The sequence below is a fragment of the Erwinia sp. TECH1 genome (assembly GCF_054057575.1).
This window is the reverse complement of the sequence record NZ_JBSRZK010000001.1, coordinates 78,535-101,265: the sequence shown is the minus strand read 5'-3', so window position 1 is coordinate 101,265 and position 22,731 is coordinate 78,535. Positions and strand designations below refer to the sequence as shown.

The 22,731-nt window shown below is 54.9% G+C and carries 27 protein-coding genes; 8 read left to right on the top strand and 19 right to left on the bottom strand.

What is annotated here, in order from left to right:
* Nucleotides 1-10: 10 nt before the first annotated feature.
* Nucleotides 11-634 (bottom strand): guanylate kinase, encoded by a 624-nt coding sequence (gene gmk / locus ACVWZ0_RS00500; RefSeq protein ID WP_125290631.1) that lies wholly within the window; start codon nt 632-634, stop codon nt 11-13.
* Between the two features lie 251 nt (nt 635-885).
* Between gmk and ligB the strand changes: the two genes are divergently transcribed.
* A complete protein-coding gene (gene ligB / locus ACVWZ0_RS00495) occupies nt 886-2,550 on the top strand; it encodes an NAD-dependent DNA ligase LigB (RefSeq protein ID WP_253456969.1) in 1,665 nt (554 codons plus the stop codon).
* Nucleotides 2,551-2,555: 5 nt separating this feature from the next.
* Here the strand turns inward: ligB and ACVWZ0_RS00490 are convergent, their stop codons facing one another.
* Nucleotides 2,556-3,173 (bottom strand): trimeric intracellular cation channel family protein, encoded by a 618-nt coding sequence (locus tag ACVWZ0_RS00490; RefSeq protein WP_253456972.1) that lies wholly within the window; start codon nt 3,171-3,173, stop codon nt 2,556-2,558.
* Between the two features lie 262 nt (nt 3,174-3,435).
* Here ACVWZ0_RS00490 and ACVWZ0_RS00485 point away from each other — a divergent pair, with 262 nt between their 5' ends.
* Nucleotides 3,436-3,837 carry a hypothetical protein gene (locus ACVWZ0_RS00485; protein WP_253456975.1) on the top strand — a complete coding sequence of 134 codons (402 nt, stop codon included), beginning with the start codon at nt 3,436-3,438 and terminating at the stop codon, nt 3,835-3,837.
* A 47-nt stretch (nt 3,838-3,884) separates the two neighbouring features.
* Here the strand turns inward: ACVWZ0_RS00485 and ACVWZ0_RS00480 are convergent, their stop codons facing one another.
* From ACVWZ0_RS00480 to ACVWZ0_RS00455, 6 genes are all read right to left on the bottom strand, one after another.
* A complete protein-coding gene (locus ACVWZ0_RS00480; protein ID WP_253456977.1) occupies nt 3,885-4,217 on the bottom strand; it encodes a zinc ribbon domain-containing protein YjdM in 333 nt (110 codons plus the stop codon).
* A gap of 304 nt (nt 4,218-4,521) precedes the next feature.
* The gene (locus ACVWZ0_RS00475; protein ID WP_253456980.1) at nt 4,522-4,986 is read right to left on the bottom strand and encodes a DUF943 family protein; all 465 of its coding nucleotides are present in this window, start codon (nt 4,984-4,986) and stop codon (nt 4,522-4,524) included.
* Nucleotides 4,970-5,824 (bottom strand): YPO3983 family protein, encoded by an 855-nt coding sequence (locus ACVWZ0_RS00470; RefSeq protein WP_253456982.1) that lies wholly within the window; start codon nt 5,822-5,824, stop codon nt 4,970-4,972. The genes ACVWZ0_RS00475 and ACVWZ0_RS00470 overlap by 17 nt, the downstream gene beginning before the upstream one ends.
* A gap of 247 nt (nt 5,825-6,071) precedes the next feature.
* Nucleotides 6,072-6,338 carry a DUF943 family protein gene (locus ACVWZ0_RS00465; RefSeq protein WP_367399468.1) on the bottom strand — a complete coding sequence of 89 codons (267 nt, stop codon included), beginning with the start codon at nt 6,336-6,338 and terminating at the stop codon, nt 6,072-6,074.
* 16 nt (nt 6,339-6,354) lie between these two features.
* Entirely contained in the window at nt 6,355-6,516 is a 162-nt protein-coding gene (locus ACVWZ0_RS00460; protein WP_367399469.1) for a DUF943 family protein, read from the bottom strand.
* A 165-nt stretch (nt 6,517-6,681) separates the two neighbouring features.
* Nucleotides 6,682-7,545, bottom strand: coding sequence for a YicC/YloC family endoribonuclease (locus ACVWZ0_RS00455; protein ID WP_253456985.1), 864 nt, complete (start codon nt 7,543-7,545; stop codon nt 6,682-6,684).
* A gap of 221 nt (nt 7,546-7,766) precedes the next feature.
* On the opposite strand from ACVWZ0_RS00455, the gene rph reads away from it, so the two are divergent.
* Nucleotides 7,767-8,483, top strand: a complete 717-nt coding sequence (rph, locus tag ACVWZ0_RS00450) for a ribonuclease PH (protein WP_125290623.1) — start codon at nt 7,767-7,769, stop codon at nt 8,481-8,483.
* 51 nt (nt 8,484-8,534) lie between these two features.
* Entirely contained in the window at nt 8,535-9,176 is a 642-nt protein-coding gene (pyrE, locus tag ACVWZ0_RS00445; protein ID WP_253456988.1) for an orotate phosphoribosyltransferase, read from the top strand.
* Between the two features lie 144 nt (nt 9,177-9,320).
* Here the strand turns inward: pyrE and slmA are convergent, their stop codons facing one another.
* The 3 genes from slmA to coaBC all read right to left on the bottom strand — a co-directional run bounded on the left by slmA (nt 9,321) and on the right by coaBC (nt 11,672).
* On the bottom strand, nt 9,321-9,917 hold the full coding sequence (gene slmA, locus ACVWZ0_RS00440) for a nucleoid occlusion factor SlmA (protein ID WP_253456991.1): 597 nt from the start codon (nt 9,915-9,917) through the stop codon (nt 9,321-9,323).
* A 107-nt stretch (nt 9,918-10,024) separates the two neighbouring features.
* Complete coding sequence (gene dut / locus ACVWZ0_RS00435; protein ID WP_253456994.1) at nt 10,025-10,483, bottom strand: dUTP diphosphatase; 459 nt, start codon at nt 10,481-10,483, stop codon at nt 10,025-10,027.
* The gene (gene coaBC / locus ACVWZ0_RS00430; RefSeq protein WP_253456997.1) at nt 10,461-11,672 is read right to left on the bottom strand and encodes a bifunctional phosphopantothenoylcysteine decarboxylase/phosphopantothenate--cysteine ligase CoaBC; all 1,212 of its coding nucleotides are present in this window, start codon (nt 11,670-11,672) and stop codon (nt 10,461-10,463) included. Before coaBC ends, dut begins: the two co-directional genes overlap by 23 nt.
* 184 nt (nt 11,673-11,856) lie before the next feature.
* On the opposite strand from coaBC, the gene radC reads away from it, so the two are divergent.
* The 4 genes from radC to mutM all read left to right on the top strand — a co-directional run bounded on the left by radC (nt 11,857) and on the right by mutM (nt 14,153).
* On the top strand, nt 11,857-12,525 hold the full coding sequence (gene radC, locus ACVWZ0_RS00425; RefSeq protein ID WP_253456999.1) for a RadC family protein: 669 nt from the start codon (nt 11,857-11,859) through the stop codon (nt 12,523-12,525).
* Nucleotides 12,526-12,807: 282 nt separating this feature from the next.
* Nucleotides 12,808-13,044, top strand: coding sequence for a 50S ribosomal protein L28 (gene rpmB / locus ACVWZ0_RS00420; protein WP_004154798.1), 237 nt, complete (start codon nt 12,808-12,810; stop codon nt 13,042-13,044).
* Nucleotides 13,045-13,060: 16 nt separating this feature from the next.
* Nucleotides 13,061-13,228, top strand: a complete 168-nt coding sequence (gene rpmG, locus ACVWZ0_RS00415) for a 50S ribosomal protein L33 (protein ID WP_001051798.1) — start codon at nt 13,061-13,063, stop codon at nt 13,226-13,228.
* Between the two features lie 115 nt (nt 13,229-13,343).
* Nucleotides 13,344-14,153 carry a bifunctional DNA-formamidopyrimidine glycosylase/DNA-(apurinic or apyrimidinic site) lyase gene (gene mutM, locus ACVWZ0_RS00410; RefSeq protein ID WP_253457002.1) on the top strand — a complete coding sequence of 270 codons (810 nt, stop codon included), beginning with the start codon at nt 13,344-13,346 and terminating at the stop codon, nt 14,151-14,153.
* Here mutM and coaD read toward each other — a convergent pair whose 3' ends face one another.
* The 8 genes from coaD to ACVWZ0_RS00370 form a co-directional block, all read right to left on the bottom strand.
* A complete protein-coding gene (gene coaD, locus ACVWZ0_RS00405) occupies nt 14,154-14,636 on the bottom strand; it encodes a pantetheine-phosphate adenylyltransferase (RefSeq protein ID WP_125290616.1) in 483 nt (160 codons plus the stop codon).
* Nucleotides 14,633-15,421, bottom strand: a complete 789-nt coding sequence (locus tag ACVWZ0_RS00400) for a glycosyltransferase family 2 protein (protein WP_253457005.1) — start codon at nt 15,419-15,421, stop codon at nt 14,633-14,635. The genes coaD and ACVWZ0_RS00400 overlap by 4 nt, the downstream gene beginning before the upstream one ends.
* Nucleotides 15,422-16,696, bottom strand: coding sequence for a lipid IV(A) 3-deoxy-D-manno-octulosonic acid transferase (gene waaA, locus ACVWZ0_RS00395; RefSeq protein ID WP_253457007.1), 1,275 nt, complete (start codon nt 16,694-16,696; stop codon nt 15,422-15,424).
* Nucleotides 16,697-16,799: 103 nt separating this feature from the next.
* Complete coding sequence (locus ACVWZ0_RS00390; protein WP_253457010.1) at nt 16,800-17,933, bottom strand: glycosyltransferase family 4 protein; 1,134 nt, start codon at nt 17,931-17,933, stop codon at nt 16,800-16,802.
* Entirely contained in the window at nt 17,926-19,005 is a 1,080-nt protein-coding gene (gene rfaQ / locus ACVWZ0_RS00385; RefSeq protein WP_253461179.1) for a putative lipopolysaccharide heptosyltransferase III, read from the bottom strand. The genes ACVWZ0_RS00390 and rfaQ overlap by 8 nt, the downstream gene beginning before the upstream one ends.
* A gap of 70 nt (nt 19,006-19,075) precedes the next feature.
* On the bottom strand, nt 19,076-20,077 hold the full coding sequence (locus ACVWZ0_RS00380; protein WP_301289642.1) for a glycosyltransferase: 1,002 nt from the start codon (nt 20,075-20,077) through the stop codon (nt 19,076-19,078).
* 2 nt (nt 20,078-20,079) lie between these two features.
* Nucleotides 20,080-21,180: a glycosyltransferase family 9 protein gene (locus ACVWZ0_RS00375; RefSeq protein ID WP_253457012.1), complete on the bottom strand. Its 1,101-nt coding sequence runs from the start codon at nt 21,178-21,180 to the stop codon at nt 20,080-20,082.
* Nucleotides 21,181-21,393: 213 nt separating this feature from the next.
* Nucleotides 21,394-22,479 (bottom strand): glycosyltransferase, encoded by a 1,086-nt coding sequence (locus ACVWZ0_RS00370; protein WP_253461183.1) that lies wholly within the window; start codon nt 22,477-22,479, stop codon nt 21,394-21,396.
* Between the last annotated feature and the right edge of the window lie 252 nt (nt 22,480-22,731).

The window sequence follows — 22,731 nt, the reverse complement described above, 5'->3', positions numbered from 1 at the left end:
TGAGTTGTCCTCAGTCTGCCAACAGTTTGCTGATTAAAGCATCATGACGGGATTTTTGACGGCCCATTCGCAGACGCTCGGCGCGAATAATGGTTTTCAGATCGGACAGCGCCAGATCGAAATCATCATTCACAATAAGGTAGTCGTACTCCGCATAGTGGCTCATTTCCGCGACGGCCTGCGCCATACGCCGGGCAATGACCTCTTCGCTGTCCTGACCGCGACCGCGCAGGCGGCGATCCAGCTCGTCTTTTGACGGCGGTAAAACAAAAATGCTGCGTGCCTGCGGCATTTTCTGACGGATTTGCTGCGCGCCCTGCCAGTCAATATCTAAAAAGACATCCACGCCGGTTGAGAGCACCTGCTCAATCGCCCTACGTGACGTGCCGTAATAGTTGCCGAAGACTTCGGCGTGCTCCAGAAAGGCATCTTCTTCGATCATACGACGAAATTCGTCATGGTTTACAAAATAATAGTGTTCGCCGTGATTTTCACCCGGACGCACGCCCCTGGTGGTATGGGAGATGGACACCTGAGTGTCATACAGCGGTTGCGTCTTTAGCAGCGCGTTAATCAGGCTGGATTTACCCGCGCCGCTTGGTGCTGAAACAATAAAAAGTGTGCCTTGAGCCATGATGATTTCTTGCTATGCCAGTCGGAGTTTACTTCCTGCACAGTATACACGGGTGAAGGCCAGGATGCAGCGTTTCGGCTGTTCTGCCGCGTTTTTTCTCTAAAACTGGAAGATGGCTCGCGGTACTGATGACAGGTTTCATGCTAGGGAAAAAACTTTTCGATACGTTTTCCATAAGCGAACTTACGCTATCGCCGTGTTCTGATTTTGCCGATTTAATAAGCGAAGCAGAGCAACAAGGGAGTGTGGAGATGCGAAGCATAGTAATAATGTTCGGGCTGGGAGGGTGCGCCATTGCACAGGCTTTTTGCCCCGTCTGGTCGCCCGCCCGGGCAGAACTGGAGATGGCGGCGCTGGAAAAACAGCTGAGCGACTGGGATCGGGCCTACTATGAGCAGGGCATCAGCCTGGTAGAGGATGAACGCTATGATGCCTTAGAGAAAACGTATCACGACTGGCAGCGCTGCTTCCGGCCCGAAAGCGAGTCTCGTTCGCCGGCGCTGGCGAAAAGCGGCAAGGTACGGCATCCGGTAGCGCATGTTGGCGTCAAAAAGCTGCCGGACAGGCGGGCGGTGGTGCGCTGGATGGTGGGAAAGCAACCGCTGTGGGTGCAGCCAAAACTGGACGGCATTGCCGTGACGCTCTGGTACCGGCATGGAAAACTTGTGCGGGTAATCAGTCGCGGCGACGGGCTGCGAGGAGAAGACTGGACGGAAAAAGCACGCCATATACCCGCTATTCCGCAGCAGATAACGCTGGATGACGATCCCCTGGTTTTGCAGGGCGAACTTTATCTGAAGATGACCGATCACCAGCAGGCCAGCCAGGGCGGCGTTAATGCCCGCGCCGTCGTGGCTGGCGCAATGCGGCGTAATGAGAGCTCGCCGCTATTGGCACAGCTGGGCATGTTTATCTGGGCGTGGCCGGACGGCCCGGAAAAAATGCCGCAACGCTTACAGCAGTTAAGCAAGGCGGGCTTCAGCATTATGGAAGCCTGGAGCAAGCCTGTTGCCAACGCTGATGAAGTCGCCGACTGGCGCGAACGTTGGTTTCATCAGCCTCTGCCCTTTGTTACGGATGGCGTGGTGATCCACGGTACGCCAGTAAAGGGCGCTTACTGGCTACCCGGCGATAATACCTGGTCAGCAGCCTGGAAATATACGCCGCTGAAAGTGAGCGCAGAGGTTCGCTCAGTCGATTTCCCCATTGGGCGGACGGGAAAAACAGGCGCGGTACTAAATCTGTTACCCGTACAGCTGGATGATAAAAAAGTCAGCCGGGTCAATATTGGCTCGCTTAAACGCTGGCAGGCGCTGGATATCGTGCCGGGCGACAGGGTCGCCATTAGCCTGGCGGGTCAGGGCATCCCCAGGCTTGACGAGGTCATCTGGCGGGTACAAAAACGGGGCAGGCCGCCCGTACCGGATGCTGATGCTTTTCATGCTCTGAGCTGTTTTGACTATACGCCTGCCTGTCGCGAGCAGTTTCTGGCCCGCCTTGTCTGGGCAAGCGGCAGACAGGCGCTGGCGATGACCGGCGTCAGCCGCAGCAGCTGGCAGCGCCTGATGCAGGCCGGGCAGCTGACCCATCTCTTTTCCTGGCTTGCGCTGACTCAGGAAGATCTGCGGAAAATTGCTGACCTCACGCCCGCCCGCGCAGACTGGCTTTACCACCAATTCTCGCTAAGCCGACGGCAGCCCTTCAGGCGCTGGGTAAAAGCCCTGGGCGTTCCTGTACCGGAAGGTGCTCTGAACGCTATTGAAGATAACGACTGGTCAACGCTACTGGCCCGACGGGAAGAGGCATGGCAGCAGCTACCAGGCATAGGTAAAACGCTGGCCGGGCAAATCGTGCGTTTTCTGCATCACCCTCAGGTGCAGCAGCTGATTGCTTATGCAGACGAGGCAAGGCGATGAACCTTTTAGTGATCGGCATGAGGATAGTTAAATACCGGCAGCCCCAGCCGGAAGCGCAACGCCAGCAGGCGCGCCAGAAAGCCAAACAGCAGCGTAATGATGATGGCCAATTCTTCGGATACCGGCGTTTTCAACAGCAGGATATAGAGCCAGCCGGAAGCAAAAGCGATACCGGCATAAAGCTCCTTCTGGAAAACCAGCGGGATACGGTTGCAGAACATATCGCGCAGCACGCCGCCGAAGACGCCGGTAATCACCGCACTAATAGCCGCAATAATCGAGGCATGGCCCATATCCAGCGCCACTTTAGTGCCGATGATAGAGAAAACGGCCAGGCCCAGCGCGTCCAGCACCAGGAAGACCTTGCGCAAATGCGGCATCAGCGGCGCCAGCTGGGTGGTAATAACGGCAGCCATCGCCACAATGATGATGTATTCGGGGTGTTTTACCCAGCCAAGCGGGTAGTGCCCAAGCAGCATATCGCGCACGGATCCGCCGCCAATGGCGGTAACGGAAGCGATAATAATTACGCCAAACATATCCATTTTACGGCGGCCAGCCGCCAGCGCGCCGGTCATGGCCTCTGCGGTGATCCCAATCAGATAAAAAACAGTAAGTAGCATAACCCGCTCCTGAGCAATCGGCGGCAAGCCTGCAGGATCCCAGACAGGTTGACGAGTGAATTTTTCTAAAAGCCGTTAAGTAAATGAGTTTACCTAATCTGAAAATAAAGTAACCGTGCGCGTCTCCAGGACAACGTTTTATTTTGTTTAAGTTTTTTTGAATCCGCTATTCAGCAATAGGCTTAGCTACCTGACATAGCATGATTAAAAAACTGCACGGCTGGATCCTGAAGTCGGGCAGGCTACCACAAGGACGAGAAAAATGATGGCAGGTGAAATTTTCCGACTGTTGGCAAAAGGGATCCATCCGGAAACAGGCGAGCTGTTGCCGCCAGCTTCTGTTGTGCATACACCCGATGCTATAAGGCTGTTGTTTGCTCTGGCTGAAGAGTTCAGCGGTGTGAATTTCAGTGCTGTAAAACGGCAAGAAAAAGTGAAGCTGACGCCAGAAGAGCGTCGGGAAAAGAATCGAGCGGAAGGGCGGCCTGGCAATGCTTATCTTCCCTGGTCTGAAGAGCAAAAACAGGAATTGATAGCGCTTTTCCGGCAGGGCCATTCCGTCAGCGAGCTGGCTGGCCTGTGTGAGCGTTCGCCGCGTTCAATCGCCATGCAGTTAGAAAAGCAGGCGCTTATCACGGCAGAACAAGCTGCGGCCTTTAGCTGAAGACTGGGCAGCCTGTACGCCGATCGTTGCCGCAGGTTAAAACCGGATCAGTTTTTCTTTACGAATTCTGATTTCAGCTTCATCGGGCCAAAGCCGTCAATTTTACAGTCGATATTATGATCGCCTTCCACCAGGCGAATGCTTTTTACCCTGGTGCCGATCTTAAGAGGCGTTGAGCTGCCTTTGACCTTGAGGTCTTTGATAACCGTCACGCTGTCGCCGTCAGCCAGCAGATTGCCGTTGGCATCTTTAACTACCAGCGCCTCTGTGGCTTCTGTGTTGCCAGACCAGACGTGGCCGCATTCGGGACAGTTAAACAGGTCGCCATCCTGCCAGCTGTATTCGGAGTGGCATTCAGGGCAGGGAGGAAGAGTTTGCATAAAAACCTTAAAATTATCCGCAGGAAAAGAAGGGGGATTTTAGCCTGGTGCCGCCTGTAAAACTATTCATCTTTGGTGATATGCGTCAGGCACAGGGTTCATGCACTCACCAGTGATAAAAGTGTACGGCAGACAATAACTGTTTATGCATTGGGTCAATCATCTTACCAACCAGTTGGCTGTACGGCTCATAAAGAGCAAATTTGCGGGATAGCGATCGGGCTCACTCATGTTTTCTTCGCATGGTTGGGGACAATACGGGGGGAGCGGAAGATTTTATTGTTATCTCTACGCGAGGGGGGGTTTATTCATTTTTGATTTTTACTATCTCCCCACTTTCCTTCATACGATATATTTCATCATTAGTAGTAAAAGAAATTCCCATATTCTTACTGTCGCTAACAGAGAAGACTCTATTTTTTTCTATACAATTTTCAGGCGGTTTCATGTCGTCAAAGCAACGTCTGTCGTACTTCGCCTCTTCTTTGTATCCATCACCAAAATCCCAAAATACTATGGAAAAGAAGCCATCCTTTGCAGGCTTTGGGATGTTATATTTTGCTTTTAATACCTCCTTGTTTTTTAGCCACCAACTTATTTTCCCCCGATCGGTGAAAGGGAAATTTCTTACCAGAACAGAGCTAAACTCTTCGTCTTCATGAACCGCCACAATCTCTACCGAACGTAACGACAACCACAGGAAGAAGCCCAGCAGGGTGCAGCCAATCGTTAATAGCACATAAAGCGTTTTTTTATTTTTTGTTTTCATCGCGCCCTCCGAGGATCTCTACAGTGGCTTCCATGTTGGTGATAAATGGCCTGAAGCCAAAATGATTGTATCGCTGAAGTACGAACCAGATACGGAAGAACTGGAGCTGGTTAAATTTTGTTTTCAGTATATCGTCAGTGTCGAGACCAAAATGATCCTGTACTTTGTAGCGCACCACTGCCCGGAAACGACCATTATCAATATACAGTGATTTTATGGTGATATGCGTAGCCCAGGTATCATGAACGGTAATGCCCATACCATTGTAATTATCCTGGAATCTGTCAAATTTAGGTAGTTTACCATCTAAAATAACCTTCCTCAGCCTGTCTTTTTCCCCTGCGGGATAACATTTTTTTTCCCAATTGATATAAGTATTAAAAGCTTCTTTCAATAACAGACGTGTACTGTTTTCCTGCGAGTTATCCCTGATAATATGCTCCTTTAAAGCCCTGTCCAGCACTACATTCCGGAAAGGAGTACCCTTTTCGTTCTGCATATGGTCGATCATCTTTTCAATCAGATGGCTGTATGGGCCATAAAGGGAAAATGTGCGTGATAGCGATCGGAGCTCATCAAACAGGATAATGGCGCACTGCTGGCGAGTGATTTTCTCACCGGCTCCGCGCAGATTGCAGCAGAACATGGACTGAGGGCGATCCAGTGAGGAACGTCGGGTTAACGTATAAGGATCAACCCGATCGGAAATATAATTCAGCTGGTATTGGGATTTCAGCTCTGCTTCGGAAAGGTCACCACAGCGCATATCGTCGGCGTTGTAGTCGTCCATGCGTTTCCGAGACTTGAAAAAGGTACAGGGGAACTCCAGGGCTGGCATAACTTCGCCTCCTTGCGTGCAATAATCCATAAGTGCGTTCAGATAAAGCCAAATTATACGCCGCTGACGCGGGCTGTATAATATTAGATGCTCGGCAGACAAAAATTAGGAATATGGCCCGATTTTAGCGTCTTTTTCTGCATTGGGTGGCACCAGATGAGGACATCCTAAGGTACGTTCCGTATAGCTGGTGTAAGCCCTGGAGAAAAGGATGATTTTAGTACTGTCTCAACCTGCGAGGACGGACTTATTCTTTTTTAAGTTTGATTATTTTACCCTCTTTTTTCATCCGATATTCGCCATCATTTAATATAAATATAGTGCCTCTGTTTCTGCTGGAACTGATTGAAAATACCCTGTCCTTTTCAATACAATTTACAGGCGGGTTCATATCATTAAAGCAAAGCCTGTCATTTTTACCTTCTTCTTTATAACCCTCACCAAATAACCAGAATGTCACATAAAAATGACCATCACTGTCAGGTTCAGGAATGCCATGTTTATCTTTTAACATACCTTTTTTTTAACCATCAGTTAATCTTTCCTTTATCCGTTGGCGGAAAAATGGTGACCAGAACATCACTGAAACCACTACTTCTGTGGTGAACGGCTATGATCTCCATGGGGCGCCCCTCAAGCCGTTCTCCTGCCTTAATCCATGCCTGCATCTGAATATCTTTCAGCTTTGCCATAGTGTTGCATTAACATTGAATAGTGCTTTGTACCCAAGCTGGAGCGAGGAAAGTACTTTGGGTACAAAGAAAATGCGCGATGTTATGCAACAGCATGAAAATAATAAAGCCCGCAATTAGCGGGCTTTATTGGTTTTCTGCTACTGAGTGCGACTGTATGCAACTTTACTCAATATTCTGAATCTGTTCACGCATCTGCTCAATCAGCACCTTCAGCTCAATAGCCGAAGTGGTAACCTCTGCATTGATTGATTTAGACGCCAGCGTATTCGATTCGCGGTTAAATTCCTGCATCATAAAGTCGAGGCGGCGGCCCACCGCTTCTTTCTTTTTCAGGATGTTATAGGTTTCTTTAACATGCGCTTCCAGACGATCCAACTCTTCCGCCACGTCCACGCGCTGCGCCAGCATAATCAGTTCCTGCTCAACCCGATTACTGTCCAGCTGAACCTGAGCCTCTTCCAGTTTGGTAACCAGACGTTCGCGCTGCCATTTCAACACGTCCGGCATCTGCGCACGTACTTTAGTCACTTCAGTACTGACGCCTTCCAGCCGTTGTTCAATCAATGATTTTAACGCGGCGCCTTCCGTTTCACGGGCGGCGATAAAGTCGTCCAGAGCGCTGTCCAGCGCGCTTAACAACTCTGCGGAAATGGCATCCAAATCCTGCTCTTCTGCTGACATGACGCCAGGCCAGCGCAAAATATCGACCGGATTGATTTCGCCCTCGTCGCTCTGCATTTTGACCCAGTTGGCGGCTTTAACCAGCTGGATAGCCAGTTTTTCATTCAGCACCAGAGAGCTCTGCGCGCGCGCGTCTGCGTCAAAACGCAGATTACACTCGATTTTACCGCGGGTCAGTCGGTTGCGAATACGTTCGCGGATCACCGGCTCCAGGCCGCGAAACTGCTCAGGCAGACGAATATAGGTTTCTAAATAGCGCTGGTTTACGGAACGAAGCTCCCAAACTGCGCTGCCCCATTCGCCTTTGGTTTCACGCCGGGCGTAGGCGGTCATACTGCGGATCATTATGCGTACCCGTTTTCAGAATAAGTTCAGGTGATTATAGCGGTGCCGGCCTTGCCTTAACAGGCATCTGGTCAAACTCTGACAAATCAATGGGATTGAGGCGGCGCTTACTATCGCGCCAGCTGCACAGAAACCGCGTTACCAGCAGGCTGTCATAGGCATTCGGCTGTGAAATCCGTATAATGCGCAGCCAATCACGATTTTCAAGCCGGAGAAAAACCATGCGTCCAGCAGGCCGTAATGCCCATCAGGTGCGTCCCGTCACCCTGACTCGCCACTACACCAAACATGCGGAAGGCTCCGTTCTGGTTGAATTCGGTGAAACCAAAGTCCTTTGCACCGCCACCATTGAGGAAGGCGTGCCGCGCTTTCTGAAAGGACAGGGCCAGGGCTGGGTAACCGCAGAATATGGCATGCTGCCACGCGCTACCCATAGCCGTAACGCTCGCGAAGCGGCCAAAGGCAAGCAGGGCGGCCGCACGCTGGAAATTCAGCGTCTGATTGCCCGTTCCCTGCGAGCAGCGCTGGATCTGAAAGCGCTGGGCGAATTCACCATCACGCTGGACTGCGACGTCCTGCAGGCGGATGGCGGCACGCGTACCGCTTCTATTACCGGCGCCTGCGTAGCGCTGGCAGATGCGCTTAATCATCTGGTCGCTATCGGCAAGCTGAAAGCCAACCCAATGAAGGGGATGGTCGCCGCCGTGTCTGTCGGCATCGTCAACGGCGAAGCGTTATGCGATCTGGAATATGTCGAAGATTCCGCTGCGGAAACCGACATGAACGTAGTCATGACCGAAGATGGTCGCATGATTGAAGTGCAGGGCACGGCAGAAGGCGAGCCGTTCAGCCATGACGAGCTGTTGACGCTGCTGTCGCTGGCTCGCGGCGGTATTGATACGCTGATTCAGGCGCAGAAAGCGGCGCTACAAGACTGATTTCCCCAGGCGACCAGAGAGTCGCCTTTTTTAATGATTGAGGAGCGAGACATGAAAGCCTGGCAGCGCCAATTTATCGAATTTGCTATTAATAAGCAGGTCCTGAAATTTGGAGAGTTCACGCTGAAATCCGGACGTAAAAGCCCCTATTTCTTTAACGCGGGCTTGTTTAACACGGGCCGTGACCTGGCGCTGTTAGGCCGTTTCTATGCGCAGGCGCTGGTGGATTCCGCTATCGATTTCGATCTGGTGTTCGGCCCGGCCTATAAAGGCATTCCTATCGCTACTACCACCGCCGTTGCGCTGGCCGATCACCACGACCGCGATGTGCCTTACTGCTTCAACCGTAAGGAAGCGAAGGACCACGGCGAAGGCGGAACGCTGGTCGGCAGCCCGTTACAGGGCCGTATTATGCTGGTAGATGACGTTATTACCGCCGGTACCGCTATTCGCGAATCGATGGAGATCATTTCGGCGAATAAGGCGACCCTGGCCGGCGTGCTGATTTCGCTGGATCGGCAGGAGCGAGGCCGCGGACAGGCGTCGGCTATTCAGGAAGTGGAGCGCGATTACGGCTGCAAGGTTATCGCCATCATCACGCTGAACGATCTGATTAGCTACCTGGAAGAGAAACCGGAGCTGGCCGATCATCTGGCCGCCGTCCGGGCCTACCGCAAAGAGTACGGTATCTGACGAATGCGGGCCGCGAGTTGCGGCCCTTTCATTTCACACCGGCTGGAAGGCCAACTGCGGCCTTCCCGATTCAGATCAGCTGGCAGGCCAACTGTGGCCTTCCCGATTCAGACCGGCTGACAGGCCAACTGCGGCCTTCCCGATTCAGACCAGCTGACAGGCCAGCAGCGGCCAGCGCGTTTCAAATTCCACCGTCGGGCGATAGCGGAAGTCGGAACGCACAAAGCGCGACAGCAAACCCTCACAGAAAGCCAGCAGCTGCGAGGCCAGCAGCGCCTCCTCCGTCTGGAATCCTTCGCCGGTACGCATTTTCTGCTCGCGCAGCACCTGCTTCAGCTGCACCTCAATCCGTTCGAACAGCTGGTTAATTCTGCTTTGCAGGCGGTCCTGCTCGAACATCAACGCATGGCCGGTCAGAATACGTGATAAGCCCGGATTACGCTCACCAAAGCCCAGGATCAGCTGGATAATCAGCCGTAAACGCGGCAGCGTCTCTTTTTCATCCTGCAAGATTAGATTGATGCGCGTAATCAGGCTGTCTTCAATAAACTCAATCAGGCTGTCAAACATGCGGGTTTTGCTGGGAAAGTGCCGGTAAAGCGCAGCTTCAGAAACCCCCACGCTTGCCGCCAGTTTGGCGGTAGTGATCCGCTGGCTACCATCGCTGGATTCCAGCATTTGCGCCAGCGCCTGCAGTATTTCTTCGCGACGATTCCTTTTCGCACTTTTTTTCTCTGCCATGTCCTGAAAGACCCCTGAAATATCACCATGTACGGGCAAGCGCCCACGCAACATCCGTGAGCCATCACGCTCACGGTGGAAATAAGGACGGGTACTCTGGTCGGTCGTTACTGACGACCCGAGTGGCCGAAGCCGCCTTCGCCGCGCACGCTGGCGTCGAAGTCATTAACCAGATTGAATTCAGCCTGAACGACCGGTACAAACACCATTTGCGCGATACGCTCGCCTGGCTCAATGCTGAACGTCTCCTGGCTGCGGTTCCAGACGGAAACCATCAGCTGTCCCTGATAATCGGAGTCGATTAGCCCGACCAGGTTGCCCAGCACCACGCCATGCTTATGGCCGAGGCCGGAGCGCGGCAGGATAACGGCCGCCAGCTGCGGGTCGCCAATATGGATAGCCAGGCCGGTCGGTACCAGCGTGGTCGCGCCCGGCGCCAGCTGTACCGCCTCGTCCAGGCAGGCGCGCAGATCGAGACCAGCGGAGCCGGAAGTGGCATAGGCGGGCAGAGGGAAAGTGGTGCCCACGCGCGGGTCTAAAATCTTAACGTCGATTTTTTTCTTCATAACGGCTGACTATCTCGTCCAGTAATTGTTGGCCCAGGAGCTGCTTATCGCCGAGCGGTAAGGCTTTATTCCCTTCCTGCCAGAAAAGATGCAGGGCATTGGTATCGCTGTTGAAACCGTGCCCGGATTTTGAAACATCGTTGGCGCAAATCAGATCCAGATTCTTCCGAATCCTTTTTTGCCGGGCGTATTCTTCCACATTCCGGGTTTCCGCTGCAAACCCCACCACGTACGGGCGATTTTGCTGCATGGCCGCGACGCCCGCGACGATATCCGGATTTTTAATCATCTTCAGCAGGATTTCGTCGCCCTGCTTTTTGATTTTCTCGCTGGAGACTTCCGCAGCGCGGTAGTCGCCGACGGCAGCGGCCGCGATAAAAATCTGCTGTTCGGCGGCGCTGGCCATCACCGCCTGCTGCATTTCCAGCGCGCTTATCACGTCGATACGTTTGACGCCCGGCGGCGTGGCTAAGGCGACCGGCCCGGCGACCAGCGTCACGTTAGCGCCCCGCTTTGCGGCGGCGGCAGCCACGGCGAAGCCCATTTTACCCGAGCTGTGGTTGCTAATGAACCGGACTGGATCAAGCGATTCGCGGGTTGGGCCAGCGGTTACCATCACATTAAGGTGCGCTAAATCGTGCTGCGGCGTCGCCCAGCGGACGGCTTCGTCCACGATAGTCAGCGGATCTAACATACGGCCCGGCCCGACGTCGCCGCAGGCCTGGCTGCCGCTGTCCGGCCCCCAAATCATCAGGCCGCGCGCCTGCAAAACCTGAAGATTATGCTGCGTGGCGGCGGCACGATACATCTGCTGGTTCATGGCGGGAACGACGGCAACAGGCGCCGCCGTCGCCAGGCAAATCGTGGTAACCAAATCGTTAGCCATGCCTGCGGCGACGCGAGCGATAAGATCGGCCGTGGCGGGTGCCAGGATCACCAGGTCAGCCCATTTTCCCAGTTCGATATGCCCCATCGCCGCTTCCGCCGCCGGATCGAGCAGGTCGTCGCTGACCGGATGACCCGATACGGCCTGTAGACTCAGCGGCGTGATAAATGCTTTGGCTGCGGCAGTCAGCACGACGCGCACTTCCGCCCCGCGATCGCGCAGGCGTCTTACCAGCTCAGGCGCCTTGTAGGCAGCGATACCGCCGCTTACGCCCAGCACAATACGTTTACCGGTTAATGTCATAGTTTCTGCTCCATTGAGCCAGCAGGGCGCCCGCGCGCCGGAATTCCGCCATTTTATCATAATCCCTGCCTGCTGAGTTTTAGCACAACGACCGTACTGTAAAGCAGCCCGGCAGACGGAAAAATGCATGGAAAACTACTGTATATAATGCCATGATTTAGCCAGCTACGGAAGGAGAAAGCGGATGAAGAAGCCATGGAAAAAAATGCCGCCGCGCGAAAAGCTGGTGGCAGGCGGGGCCGGCACGTTGACGGATACGGAACTGCTGGCGATTTTTTTACGTACCGGCGCGCGCGGTGTCCACGTAATGACGCTGGCGCAACAGCTGCTGGAGGAGTTCGGTTCGCTGCACCGGCTGATGACGGCGGACAAAGACGCGTTTTTACGGGTGAAAGGCGTAGGCGTGGCGAAGTATGCCCAGCTGAATGCCATTGCCGAACTGGGCAGGCGTTTTTTCACCTGTGCGGATTCGGTAAAACAGGCCATGCAAAGCCCGGGCGATATGGTGAATTTCCTGCACAGCAAGCTGGCGCATCGTGAACGGGAAATATTTATGGTGGTTTTTTTTGATAATCAGCATCGGGTCATTCACACCAGTGAAATGTTTGCGGGCACGATAGCCAGCGTAGAGGTGCATCCGCGTGAAATCGTGCGTGAAGCGCTGAAGCAAAACGCGGCGGCGATTATCCTGGCGCATAACCATCCCTCGGGCATTTCGGCGCCCAGCATGGCAGATCGCGATGTGACTCAACAGGTTAACGACTGCTGCAAGCTGTTTAACATCCGCGTGCTTGACCATATTGTTATCGGTCAGGGCGAATATGTTTCCTTTGCGGAAAAAGGCTGGCTGTAATGCGGAAAAAAGCGGCAAACCGTGTTTTTTCCCACGTAGCGGCGGTGCTTTTTCCGTTCAAATGCGGCAATTTTGCGCGATCCAAAGGGATCTTTATCTGTTCGGGACTTGAGCACCAGCGTTGCAGGGCGTATACTACGCCACCTTTGAGAATCTCGGGTTTGGCATTTGGGCCTGCTCAGCGGGTTCACATAGAACTCGCCTGGATGGGCTAAGAGCCTGACGAGGCGGCCAAGACCTTATTTTTAAAGCTCGAGCTTATTTGATTTTTGGAGAATTGACATGTCACGAGTCTGCCAGGTAACTGGAAAGCGTCCGGTGACGGGTAACAACCGTTCCCACGCAATGAACGCGACGAAACGCCGTTTCCTGCCGAACCTGCACTCTCACCGTTTCTGGGTTGAGAGCGAAAAGCGCTTCGTTACACTGCGCGTATCTGCCAAAGGCATGCGCGTAATTGATAAAAAGGGTATTGAGACGGTTCTGGCCGATCTGCGTACCCGCGGTGAGAAGTACTAAGGTAAGGAACTGAAACATGGCTAAAGGTATTCGTGAGAAGATCAAGCTGGTTTCTTCTGCTGGTACAGGTCACTTCTATACCACCACGAAGAACAAGCGTACTAAGCCGGAAAAACTGGAACTGAAGAAATTCGATCCTGTTGTCCGCCAGCACGTGATCTACAAAGAAGCTAAAATCAAGTAATTGACTTTAGCGACTGAAAAACCCTGCCTCGGCGGGGTTTTTTCTTTTGTGCGCCTGAAAACATTTGCACGTCTGAAAACATCTGTACGCCTGAAAACATCTGCGGGAGGTTTGTATGCCGGAATTACCAGAGGTTGAAACCAGCCGACGCGGTATCGAACCGCACCTTGTCGGCGCCACCATTCTGCACGCCGTGGTGCGCAACGGCCGGTTGCGCTGGCCGGTCTCGCATGAAATCCACAGCCTCAGCGACCAGCCGGTACTCAGCGTACAGCGCCGCGCCAAATATCTGCTGTTGGAGCTGCCTGAAGGCTGGATCATCATCCATCTTGGCATGTCCGGCAGTCTACGCGTGTTGTCAGAAGAGGCACCGCCAGCGAAGCATGACCATGTGGATTTGGTGATGAGCAACGGCAAAGTGCTGCGCTATACCGATCCTCGCCGCTTTGGCGCCTGGCTGTGGAGCAGCGATCTGGCCGCCAGTAACGTACTGGCCCATCTTGGCCCGGAGCCGCTGAGTGAAGCTTTTAACGCGGATTACCTGTTTGAGAAGTCGCGCAGCAGGCGTACGCCGGTCAAGCCCTGGCTGATGGACAACAAGCTGGTGGTGGGCGTTGGCAACATTTACGCCAGCGAATCGCTGTTTGCCGCCGGGATCCATCCCGATCGACCGGCAATGGCGTTGACCAGAGAAGAAGTGGTTCTGCTGACGGAAACGATCAAGGCCGTGCTGCTGCGATCGATTGAGCAGGGCGGCACCACGCTGCGTGATTTCCTGCAGTCGGACGGCAAACCGGGCTATTTCGCGCAGCAGCTACAGGTCTATGGCCGTGCTGGCGAACCCTGCCGCGTTTGCGCTACGCCGATTGTAGGCGCCAAACACGCGCAGCGCAGCACCTTCTATTGCCCGACCTGTCAGAAATAATCAGGCGGAGAGCTTTGCCAGCAGCGCGCTGTGCACCGACGGCGGCAGGAAAGCGCTGACGTCGCCGTGATGGCGCGCCACCTCTTTGACCAGCGTGGAAGAGATAAACGAATATTTTTCTGAAGGCATCAGAAACACGCTTTCCAGCTCCGCCAGCAGGTGCCGATTCATATGCGCCAGCTGCATTTCGTATTCAAAATCGGACACCGCCCGCAGGCCGCGTACCAGGACGTTGGCCTGCTGATCCCGCGCGAAGTTCGCCATCAGATCGCTGAATCCTACCACTTCCACATTCGGCAAGTGTGCGACCACCTGTTGCGCCAGCGCCACACGTTCATCCAGCGAGAACATCGGCTTTTTACTGGGGCTGGCGGCAATAGCCAGGACGATATGGTCAAACATCAACGCGGCGCGCGTGACGATATCCAGATGACCGTTGGTCATGGGATCGAAAGTGCCGGGATAGATCGCTTTTGTGCTCATAGGCCGCCTTTGCCGGAAGCGTGGGAAGAGTGGTTCAGCGCCCAGAGCGCCGTGTATTTATTGAAGGTGTACTGCGCGTTAACCACGGCAAGCAGCCAGCCCTGTTTGCCATCCAGAAAACCGGCGCGCAGCACCAGCGTTTTCAGGAAGGCGCCCAGCGTATGGGCAAAAATTGAAAACAGGCCGCACTTTTTCCCCTGGTGGTGACGCTGCTTCGCCCAGGCTTCGGCATAGGCGAACTGCTTCCACTGAAACGCAGAGAAATCGCGGCAGGTCAGATGCAGCAGATCGCCCTTCAGCGCCACCACCTGCGCTCCTCTGGCTTCCAGCGATTCATGCACCTGATGATCGTTATAGCCGTATTCACGTGGATAGAGACGAGTCACGCGGTCAGGATACCAGCCGCTGTGGCGCATAAAACGCCCCAGAAACAGATTACGGCGGCCCAGGCTATAAACCGTGGCGGGCGCGGCAGGCTGTTGCAGCACGGATTCGATAGCGGCGCGCAGCTGCGGCGTCACGCGCTCGTCGCTGTCAATCATCAAAATCATCGGATGCGTGGCATAGCTTTGCGCCAGCTGGCGCTGTTTGCCGTAGCCGTGCCATTCGCGGGAGTGAAACACTTTGGCGCCGTGGCGGGCGGCGATTTGCGGCGTGCCGTCGCTGCTGCCGGAGTCCAGCAGCACAATCTCGTCGGCCCAGTTCACGGACTCCAGACATTCCGGCAGCAGCTCGGCTGCGTCTTTAGCGATCAGCACGACCGACAGAAGCTGACGTGAAGGCATTTAGTGATTCCGCTGTGGCAGATAGGGTTCAAGTAACTGTAGCAGACGCTGTAGCGCGCCCTGATTCTGGTGCAGTACCTCTACCGCATGGCGGCCGTAGTAAAGACGATAGTCTTCGTCGGTCAACAGCGTGCCGATCTCTTTATCCAGCGAGTCGGCATCGGTTACGGCGATCAGGCCGTCCGCCTGCTGAAGTTTTGCACAGATATCTTTGAAGTTAAACGTATGCGGCCCCATCAGCACGGGGATAGCATGCGCGGCGGCCTCGAGCGGATTATGTCCGCCGCGCTCCACCAGGCTGCCGCCGACGAAAGCCAGATCGGCGATGCCGTAGAGCAGCATTAGTTCGCCCATCGTATCGCCAATCACCACCTGGGTGCCGCTGGAAGGGATCTCGCCGCTGCTGCGTAGCGTGTAGCTGAAGCCGGCCTTTTGCGTCATGTCGCGAGCCGTGTCGAAACGTTCCGGATGGCGCGGTACCAGGATGAGCAGCAAAGAAGGAAAACGCGCCAGGAGCTTGCGGTGCGCTTCCAGAATAATGCTTTCCTCGCCTTCGTGCGTGCTGGTGGCTATCCATACCGGACGACGTGGCGCCCACTGCCGACGCAGCGTGACCGCGCGGGCGGCCAGCTCGGGCGTTACGGAAATATCGAACTTCAGGCTGCCGGTCACCGCCAGCTGGGAACGCTTCAGGCCAAGCGCCACAAAGCGTTCGCCGTCTTCCTCGTTCTGCGCCGCGATCAGCGTGATCTTTTGCAGCAGACGCTGCATAAATTTACCGAGCTTGCCGTACCCTTTCGCCGAACGCTCCGACAGACGGGCGTTCGCGATGACCAGCGGGATTTTCCGGGCGTGAAGCTGCGCGATCATATTCGGCCACAGCTCGGTTTCCATAATGATCACCAGCCGCGGGCTGACATTATCCAGAAAACGGTTCATCGAGCCGGGCAGATCGTAAGGCAGATAGACGTGATGAACATCTTTACCGAAGGCGGAAGCCGCCCGTTCCGAACCGGTCGGCGTCATGGTCGTTACGGTAATCGGCATCGTGGGATAACGGTGGCGCAGCGCCCTGACCAGCGGCACGGCGGCCAGCGTCTCGCCGACAGAAACGGAGTGCAGCAGTATACCGTCCGGCTTGACCTTGCCTTTACAGTAGCCGTAGCGTTCGGCCCAGCGCTTCCGGTAGGCGGGCGCTTTTCTGCCGCGTAACCAGAGCCGGAGCCAAATCAGCGGCTGAATAAGATAGAGCAGGACGGAATAAATTGTTGTCATCACAGTGTTTACGAATTACGGAGTGACTCGCGTCAGAAAGTGCCGGAAAAGAGAAACATTACCGCATGTTAGCAGATAAGTCGCGCATGCTCACACCTTCTTCTCAGGCCTGTCGCAACACTTGTTGATATAGCGCATGAAGCTGCCCTGCCAGGCGCTGCGGCGAGCAGGGGAGAACGCGCTCCCGGGCCGCATCGCCCATGCGCGCATCAACGCTTCTGAGCGGGATGGCCTGCGCGGCGGCGCTCAGTGCCACAATATCCAGCGCGTCGCAAACGTAGCCCTGCTCGCCGTTAACGATAAACTCTGCGCCGCCGCAGGTGTCGCTGGTGATGACCGGCAGACCGCAGGCCATCGCTTCCAGGATCACGTTAGGGAAAGGATCGTAAAGCGTGGGCAGGATCAGCGCGTCGGCCGCATGGTAATAAGGGATCACGTTGTGCTGCACGCCGACAAAGTGGACGCGTTTTTCGCAGCCCAGCGCGCGAGCATGGCTAAGATAGCGGGCCTGCTGTTTATCCTGACCCACCACCAGCAGGTGCGCTTCGGTAGCGGCCAGGGCGCTGATGGAGGCCCTTAATCCTTTGCGCTCGAAACCGGAACCGACGTAAATAAACACTTTGGCTTCGGCAGGCAGACGCAACGACGCGCGCGACTGCTGGCGCTCGGCCGGCGTGGCAGGCTGAAAGCGCTGCGCGTCAATCGCGTTGTAGATCACCGCGAACTTCTCTTCCGGCACCTGAAAGCAGCGCATGATGTCGTTTTTTACCATCAGCGAATTACAGATGATTTTTTTCAGCGCAGGTGAGCGGAACATCTCTTCTTCCGCCGCCATCACATAGCGATGATAAGGGCTTAAATCGGCCAGCAGCTTTTGCACGGGCGAAACGATGCGCGCTCTTTGTGCCAGCCAGACGCGATGCACGCCGTCGCCGGCGCGAAAAATATCGCAGCCCGCAATGCGCTCGTGGCTTTGTACGATATCAAACTTCTCTCGCTGCCAGCATTCACGCGCCGCCAGCGCAAAGCCGCGCTCGCGCGAGATGCGTCCCCATTTTTTCGGGTTACAGATATGCAGGTGCCATTCCGGTTTCGGCTCGCCCTGCCAGCTGCGGGTGATGATGTTCAGATCCAGACTGTCATCGTCCAGCGCCTCCAGCGCCCGCGAAATAAACCGCTCCGCGCCGCCGTCCGGGCGATATTTTTGCCGCACTATAGCCAGTCGTACTTTACTCATCCAGATAGTTCCTTGCGGCTTTGACCACGTCATCAAGTGGGATGGCAGAAAGATAACGGGTCTCGGTCCTGGTATTAATGCTGTCCGGCGAAGGGAGAGGCGCATAGTCGCCGGCCCAGATCACCTGATTATTGTCGCCCCAGGGACGCCACTGCTTAAGCTTGGTCGGGCCAAACAGCGCGATGCACGGCGTATCCAGCGCGGCGGCCATATGCATCGGCGCGGAATCGACGCCGATAAACAGGCGGGCATGATCGATCAGCGAAGCCAGCTGCGGCAGCGACAGCTTTCCGGCCAGCGAAATCGCTTTGCCGGGACACAGCGAGAGAATATGGTCGATCATCGCCAGCTCTTTTTTGTCCGGCGCGGCGGTCAGCACGATATCGATCTGCTCAGAGGCCAGCGCGGCTATCAGCCCGGCCACTTTGTCATCTTCCCAGCATTTAAAAATCCAGCGCGAGGTAGGCTGGATAACGATATAGGGACGCGTAACCTTGCTTTGCGCCAGCACGGTTTGCGTATGTGACCAGTCGCTTTCGCTGTAGTGCATCGCTGCCGGGAAACCGGAAAAGGGAATATTCAGCGGCTGTAGCGCGGCCAGGTTTTGCTCAACGGTATGCAGCTGGCTGTGGTTGCTGGTGGATACGAGGTGCGTATGCGCCCGTTGCCAGAAGGCGTTGCGACGCTTGTTGTAAGCGAACCCAATCCGAACCGGCGCGCCGGAAAGGGCGGTGATAATCGCGCTGCGCCACTGATCGGCCAGGTTGATGACCAGATCGTAGCCTTCCTGGCGGATCGCCTTAAGCAGCGCGGCTTCATGGCGCAAATGCGCCAGCGTTCCCTCGTTTTTCCATTTGCGATCGATAAAGCGCAGCTGACGAATATGCGGATGCGCCTGCAGCATCGGCAGCGTCTCTTTATAGAGCAGCACGTCGACGGCGGCCTGCGGATAGCGCTGGCGCAGCGCCTCAATAACCGGCGTGGTAAGCAGCATATCGCCATGGTGACGCAGCTTGATCAGCAAAATCTTTCGCGGCGCAAAGGAGGCGGGAATCGACGAAGAAGTGGCCATACTCATGGGATCTCAAAATAAAGTGGACCGATTGTAAGGGAAAGCTCGTGCAGGAAAAAGGCGCCGCGCATTACGAACGACGCCAGCGGTAAATCCGGCTCAGCCAGAGCAACAGCTGATACCACTGTTTAACGCCGCGCGCGTTGCGCAGCATCCGTCCCGGCGTTTTGCTGGCGAGCAGATCCGCTATCATCGCCTGCCGTGCTTCAGCATCAGGTTCACGCCGTAAAGCGTGGCAAACGGTCAGCGCCTCTTTGGTTACCTGACGATAAATTGCCGGACCAATTTTAACTTTATCGCGATAGCGCAGGTTGATCTCATCCAGCATCCGGGCGATTTTCAGATAATGACGCTGATACTCGACGTTAGCCATACCGCTGCGCTTGCGGTTGCTGATTGACTGGTCGTGCACGTAGTACCGATAAAAAACCTTATCGGTGTAGCGTACGCGACGGGCGTTCAGCATGAGTTCGGTCGTCCACGGGATATCCTGATGGTGCAGGCCGGGTTCAAACTGTAGGTGCAGCTGGTCGATTAGCGAACGGCGATAGATACCCAGCCACACGACGTGCAGATAGCGGTTGGACGCCAGCGCCTTGTTCAGCCATTCTGCGCCGCTCAGCACCGGCGTAGCCTGTAGACGGTCGGCAGGAATAAGCGTTTTTGCCCGGCCCGATCCCCAAAAAACGCGCTCGGCGTTACACTGCGCCACGTCCAGATCGTCCTGTTCCGCCATGGCGATCAGCGTGCTGTACATCTCTGGCGAAAGCGTATCGTCGGCGTCGGGGAAAGTGACATATTTGCCGCGCGCTATCGCCAGCCCGGCGTTGCGGGCGCGGGAAACGCCGCCGTTAGCCTGGTCGATCACGGTGATATGGTCATATTCGCTGGCGTAGCGGTGCGCCAGCTGCGCCGAAGCATCCGTCGAGCCGTCATTGACGATGATGATTTCCAGCGAGGCCAGCGTTTGCGCCAGCATAGAGTCGATAAAAGCCTGAAAGCTGGTTCCGGCGTTATACATCGGGACGATCGCGCTCAGCAAAGGCGCTGAGGAGGTATCTTGCGGTTTCATGCTCAGGATGACGTCTTCTTTTCTTGTAATGGCCGCTTGCGCGCGCAGATAAAATCATAAATATCGTCGAGCTTGCGATTATCCAGCTCGTAAAGCTGCTCGACGGGATGATTAAACTTATACAGGGCGTGAAAAACAAACGACGACGGCGCGATATGATTCGGCCCGATTAACAGCACGTCGCCCAGCGGACGCTGCTCTTCAACGCAGCAAGGCCCGTAGATCAGGATCACTGGCACATTTTGCGAGTCAGCGATGTAGATGTTGCCCGAGTCGGAGGCGATGTAAAAATCCATCTGGCTGATGGCGTAGGGCAGGCCTTCCAGCGAAACCTTACCGATCATGTTAACGATGTTATCGCTTTCAACCACCACTTTATTGAGCTCGTGCAGGCGAGTAAGTTCATTTGGCGCGCCAAAAACATAAAACAGGCAGGGCAGCCCGCTCAGCCTGTCGAACAGGGCTTTCCAGATCGTCGGCGGAATGGTTTTCGCCTGGTTGCCGGCCGAAATACTGATGCCGATTTTGATCTTGTCCGTTCTGAACACTTCTTCCGGCGTAGTGTCCGGCTTCAGCAGCGGCAGCGTGGCGTGCTTGGGATAGCTTTCTTTGGTCAGCGAACGATCGGCCAGCCTGAGGTAGTTTTCCAGGGTTAGCGAATACTTATCATGTTCCACGGTGCCGGTCGCGGTCAGATAAAAGATCCCCTGATACCATTTGCGGCGGTACATCGACAGAAACTGCTTGTTGCTCGCGTTACAGCAGGCGGCATAAAACAGATTGGTATTATTGGGATGCAGCAGATAGACGTTTTCATAGCGATTCATCAGCTTCAGGGCCAGCTTCAGCTTGCTGTACGTGCTGCTTTTATGCTCTTCAATATAAAAAATGTCCGCCAGCGTGCTGTCGTGCTCCGCCAGCGGTGCAACGGTACGGCTCAGCAGCGCGTCGCTCTTTTCAAGATGCGCCAGCAGGGGGGTGATATTGACAAAATCGCCGATTTTCGCCGTCTGGATCACCAGATTACGGGCCTCTTTTTTATGGCTGAGTTTCATCAACAGCTTAAAAGGCAGTAAAAGTAAAAACAGCAACACATAATTCACGCTCTGTTCTCCCTGAGCGAAAAGTGCCGGTATTCAGCTGCCACAGATGACGTTTGTAACGTTTTCACCGTGCTCTGATAGCCGTTTTCGGTTATGAGCGTATTCATACTGAAACCTTAAAAGATAAAAATGCGCGTCCGGCCAGGCCAGGGAGCGCGCCAGAATAATGTCTGACCCTCTCAGACATCTCCGATCCGCAAACGTTGCGTGGGCCTAAGAAGCGATTAGCGCAAGATACTGTTTGCAGATTGCTTCGATGCTGTAAGCCTCCAAATCAAGCTGTGAAACATCAGGCGGGTTTGACCAGACGTCCGCGATAGTGTCCGCCAGCGAATCCACATCCAGGTTCGCCAGGCCGCGAGCCAGTTCGCCGGTCATGATCGACACGGGGCCGCCGGGACAGCGCGTACTGACTACGGGCACCTGGCAAATCAGCGCTTCTACCAGCACGTTGCCGAAGCCTTCGCTGTCCGAGCTGACCACCAGCAGCTTCGCGTTGCGGATCCAGGGATAGGGGTTGCTGGTAAAACCTTTAAAAATTACCCGATCCTGAATGCCCAGCGTTAGCGCCAGTTTCTTAATTTTTCCTACTGCTTCATCCGTGCCCTGGCCGATTAAAACCAGCGGCGCGCTTATCCCCGTTTTGGCATAGGCGCGCAGCAGCCTGTCGTGGCGCTTGGTCTGGTGAAAGCGGCCGACGTGGATCAGATAGGGTTCGCCCGCCATCTCGCAGGGCTGCATAGCCGCGGTACGAACGGTATCAAAATCGAAAGGGTTGAAAATGATCCGCTCGTGCTTTGGCTGTATCGCAAAGGAGCGTTTCAAATCGCTGACCACGTACTGAGAGACGCCGATGATATTCCGGTTTTGATATACGCGGCGCGTTTTCAGTTTCTTCTGCCACAGGGAAAAGCCCTGCCGGTGGGCCAGATAAGAGGCGGAAAAGACGCCGTGCAGGCAAAACCATGTCTTGTCCTTGTCGAGATGGCGACAGCGGCTGACGATACGGTCGGTTTTGTGCAGGTGCGATACCACCAGGTCGAAACGGCCCTGCTCTTTTTCGGCCTGCATTATCGCCCGATCCAGGCAGGCTGCGCGCCGGCTCAGCTCCGTAAGTTTCCGCCAGGGCATATGGCAGGTATCCTGAATGACCTGATAATCCAGCCCGGCAGGAATGGCGTAATCGCAGACGGCACGCAGCGAAAACAGCGAAACCCGATGACCGCGCTCTATCAGCCCTTTGGAAAGCGTCAGCACAACTTTCTCCGCGCCCCCGCCGGGCAGACCATCAATGATCATTAATACGCGCTTGGACAATTTTGTACCCTTAGCAGAGAAAATCATGCGGTGCCGACCGATTCCAGGCCACTAACCGCACGAAAAAAAAGCATTTTTTTATCTAGTCGGACAAGTCCCTTGCCGTAGCCCGGTAAAGCTGTCCTGCCGATCCTGTCAGGCTGAGCCAGTTTTATCTGTTTATCTTAGAAAAATAAAAAAGATAGCGCCATAGCCAATCGCTTTCGCGCCGTTGCGCTGCAATTACTGTTGCGT

What these genes read in the sequence shown, in the direction of transcription:
- gmk (WP_125290631.1), bottom strand. Translation starts at nt 634, where the DNA reads ATGGCTCAAGGCACACTTTTTATTGTTTCAGCACCAAGCGGCGCGGGT.
- ligB (WP_253456969.1), top strand. Translation starts at nt 886, where the DNA reads ATGCGAAGCATAGTAATAATGTTCGGGCTGGGAGGGTGCGCCATTGCA.
- ACVWZ0_RS00490 (WP_253456972.1), bottom strand. Translation starts at nt 3,173, where the DNA reads ATGCTACTTACTGTTTTTTATCTGATTGGGATCACCGCAGAGGCCATG.
- ACVWZ0_RS00485 (WP_253456975.1), top strand. Translation starts at nt 3,436, where the DNA reads ATGATGGCAGGTGAAATTTTCCGACTGTTGGCAAAAGGGATCCATCCG.
- ACVWZ0_RS00480 (WP_253456977.1), bottom strand. Translation starts at nt 4,217, where the DNA reads ATGCAAACTCTTCCTCCCTGCCCTGAATGCCACTCCGAATACAGCTGG.
- ACVWZ0_RS00475 (WP_253456980.1), bottom strand. Translation starts at nt 4,986, where the DNA reads ATGAAAACAAAAAATAAAAAAACGCTTTATGTGCTATTAACGATTGGC.
- ACVWZ0_RS00470 (WP_253456982.1), bottom strand. Translation starts at nt 5,824, where the DNA reads ATGCCAGCCCTGGAGTTCCCCTGTACCTTTTTCAAGTCTCGGAAACGC.
- ACVWZ0_RS00465 (WP_367399468.1), bottom strand. Translation starts at nt 6,338, where the DNA reads ATGTTAAAAGATAAACATGGCATTCCTGAACCTGACAGTGATGGTCAT.
- ACVWZ0_RS00460 (WP_367399469.1), bottom strand. Translation starts at nt 6,516, where the DNA reads ATGGCAAAGCTGAAAGATATTCAGATGCAGGCATGGATTAAGGCAGGA.
- ACVWZ0_RS00455 (WP_253456985.1), bottom strand. Translation starts at nt 7,545, where the DNA reads ATGATCCGCAGTATGACCGCCTACGCCCGGCGTGAAACCAAAGGCGAA.
- rph (WP_125290623.1), top strand. Translation starts at nt 7,767, where the DNA reads ATGCGTCCAGCAGGCCGTAATGCCCATCAGGTGCGTCCCGTCACCCTG.
- pyrE (WP_253456988.1), top strand. Translation starts at nt 8,535, where the DNA reads ATGAAAGCCTGGCAGCGCCAATTTATCGAATTTGCTATTAATAAGCAG.
- slmA (WP_253456991.1), bottom strand. Translation starts at nt 9,917, where the DNA reads ATGGCAGAGAAAAAAAGTGCGAAAAGGAATCGTCGCGAAGAAATACTG.
- dut (WP_253456994.1), bottom strand. Translation starts at nt 10,483, where the DNA reads ATGAAGAAAAAAATCGACGTTAAGATTTTAGACCCGCGCGTGGGCACC.
- coaBC (WP_253456997.1), bottom strand. Translation starts at nt 11,672, where the DNA reads ATGACATTAACCGGTAAACGTATTGTGCTGGGCGTAAGCGGCGGTATC.
- radC (WP_253456999.1), top strand. Translation starts at nt 11,857, where the DNA reads ATGAAGAAGCCATGGAAAAAAATGCCGCCGCGCGAAAAGCTGGTGGCA.
- rpmB (WP_004154798.1), top strand. Translation starts at nt 12,808, where the DNA reads ATGTCACGAGTCTGCCAGGTAACTGGAAAGCGTCCGGTGACGGGTAAC.
- rpmG (WP_001051798.1), top strand. Translation starts at nt 13,061, where the DNA reads ATGGCTAAAGGTATTCGTGAGAAGATCAAGCTGGTTTCTTCTGCTGGT.
- mutM (WP_253457002.1), top strand. Translation starts at nt 13,344, where the DNA reads ATGCCGGAATTACCAGAGGTTGAAACCAGCCGACGCGGTATCGAACCG.
- coaD (WP_125290616.1), bottom strand. Translation starts at nt 14,636, where the DNA reads ATGAGCACAAAAGCGATCTATCCCGGCACTTTCGATCCCATGACCAAC.
- ACVWZ0_RS00400 (WP_253457005.1), bottom strand. Translation starts at nt 15,421, where the DNA reads ATGCCTTCACGTCAGCTTCTGTCGGTCGTGCTGATCGCTAAAGACGCA.
- waaA (WP_253457007.1), bottom strand. Translation starts at nt 16,696, where the DNA reads ATGACAACAATTTATTCCGTCCTGCTCTATCTTATTCAGCCGCTGATT.
- ACVWZ0_RS00390 (WP_253457010.1), bottom strand. Translation starts at nt 17,933, where the DNA reads ATGAGTAAAGTACGACTGGCTATAGTGCGGCAAAAATATCGCCCGGAC.
- rfaQ (WP_253461179.1), bottom strand. Translation starts at nt 19,005, where the DNA reads ATGGCCACTTCTTCGTCGATTCCCGCCTCCTTTGCGCCGCGAAAGATT.
- ACVWZ0_RS00380 (WP_301289642.1), bottom strand. Translation starts at nt 20,077, where the DNA reads ATGAAACCGCAAGATACCTCCTCAGCGCCTTTGCTGAGCGCGATCGTC.
- ACVWZ0_RS00370 (WP_253461183.1), bottom strand. Translation starts at nt 22,479, where the DNA reads ATGATCATTGATGGTCTGCCCGGCGGGGGCGCGGAGAAAGTTGTGCTG.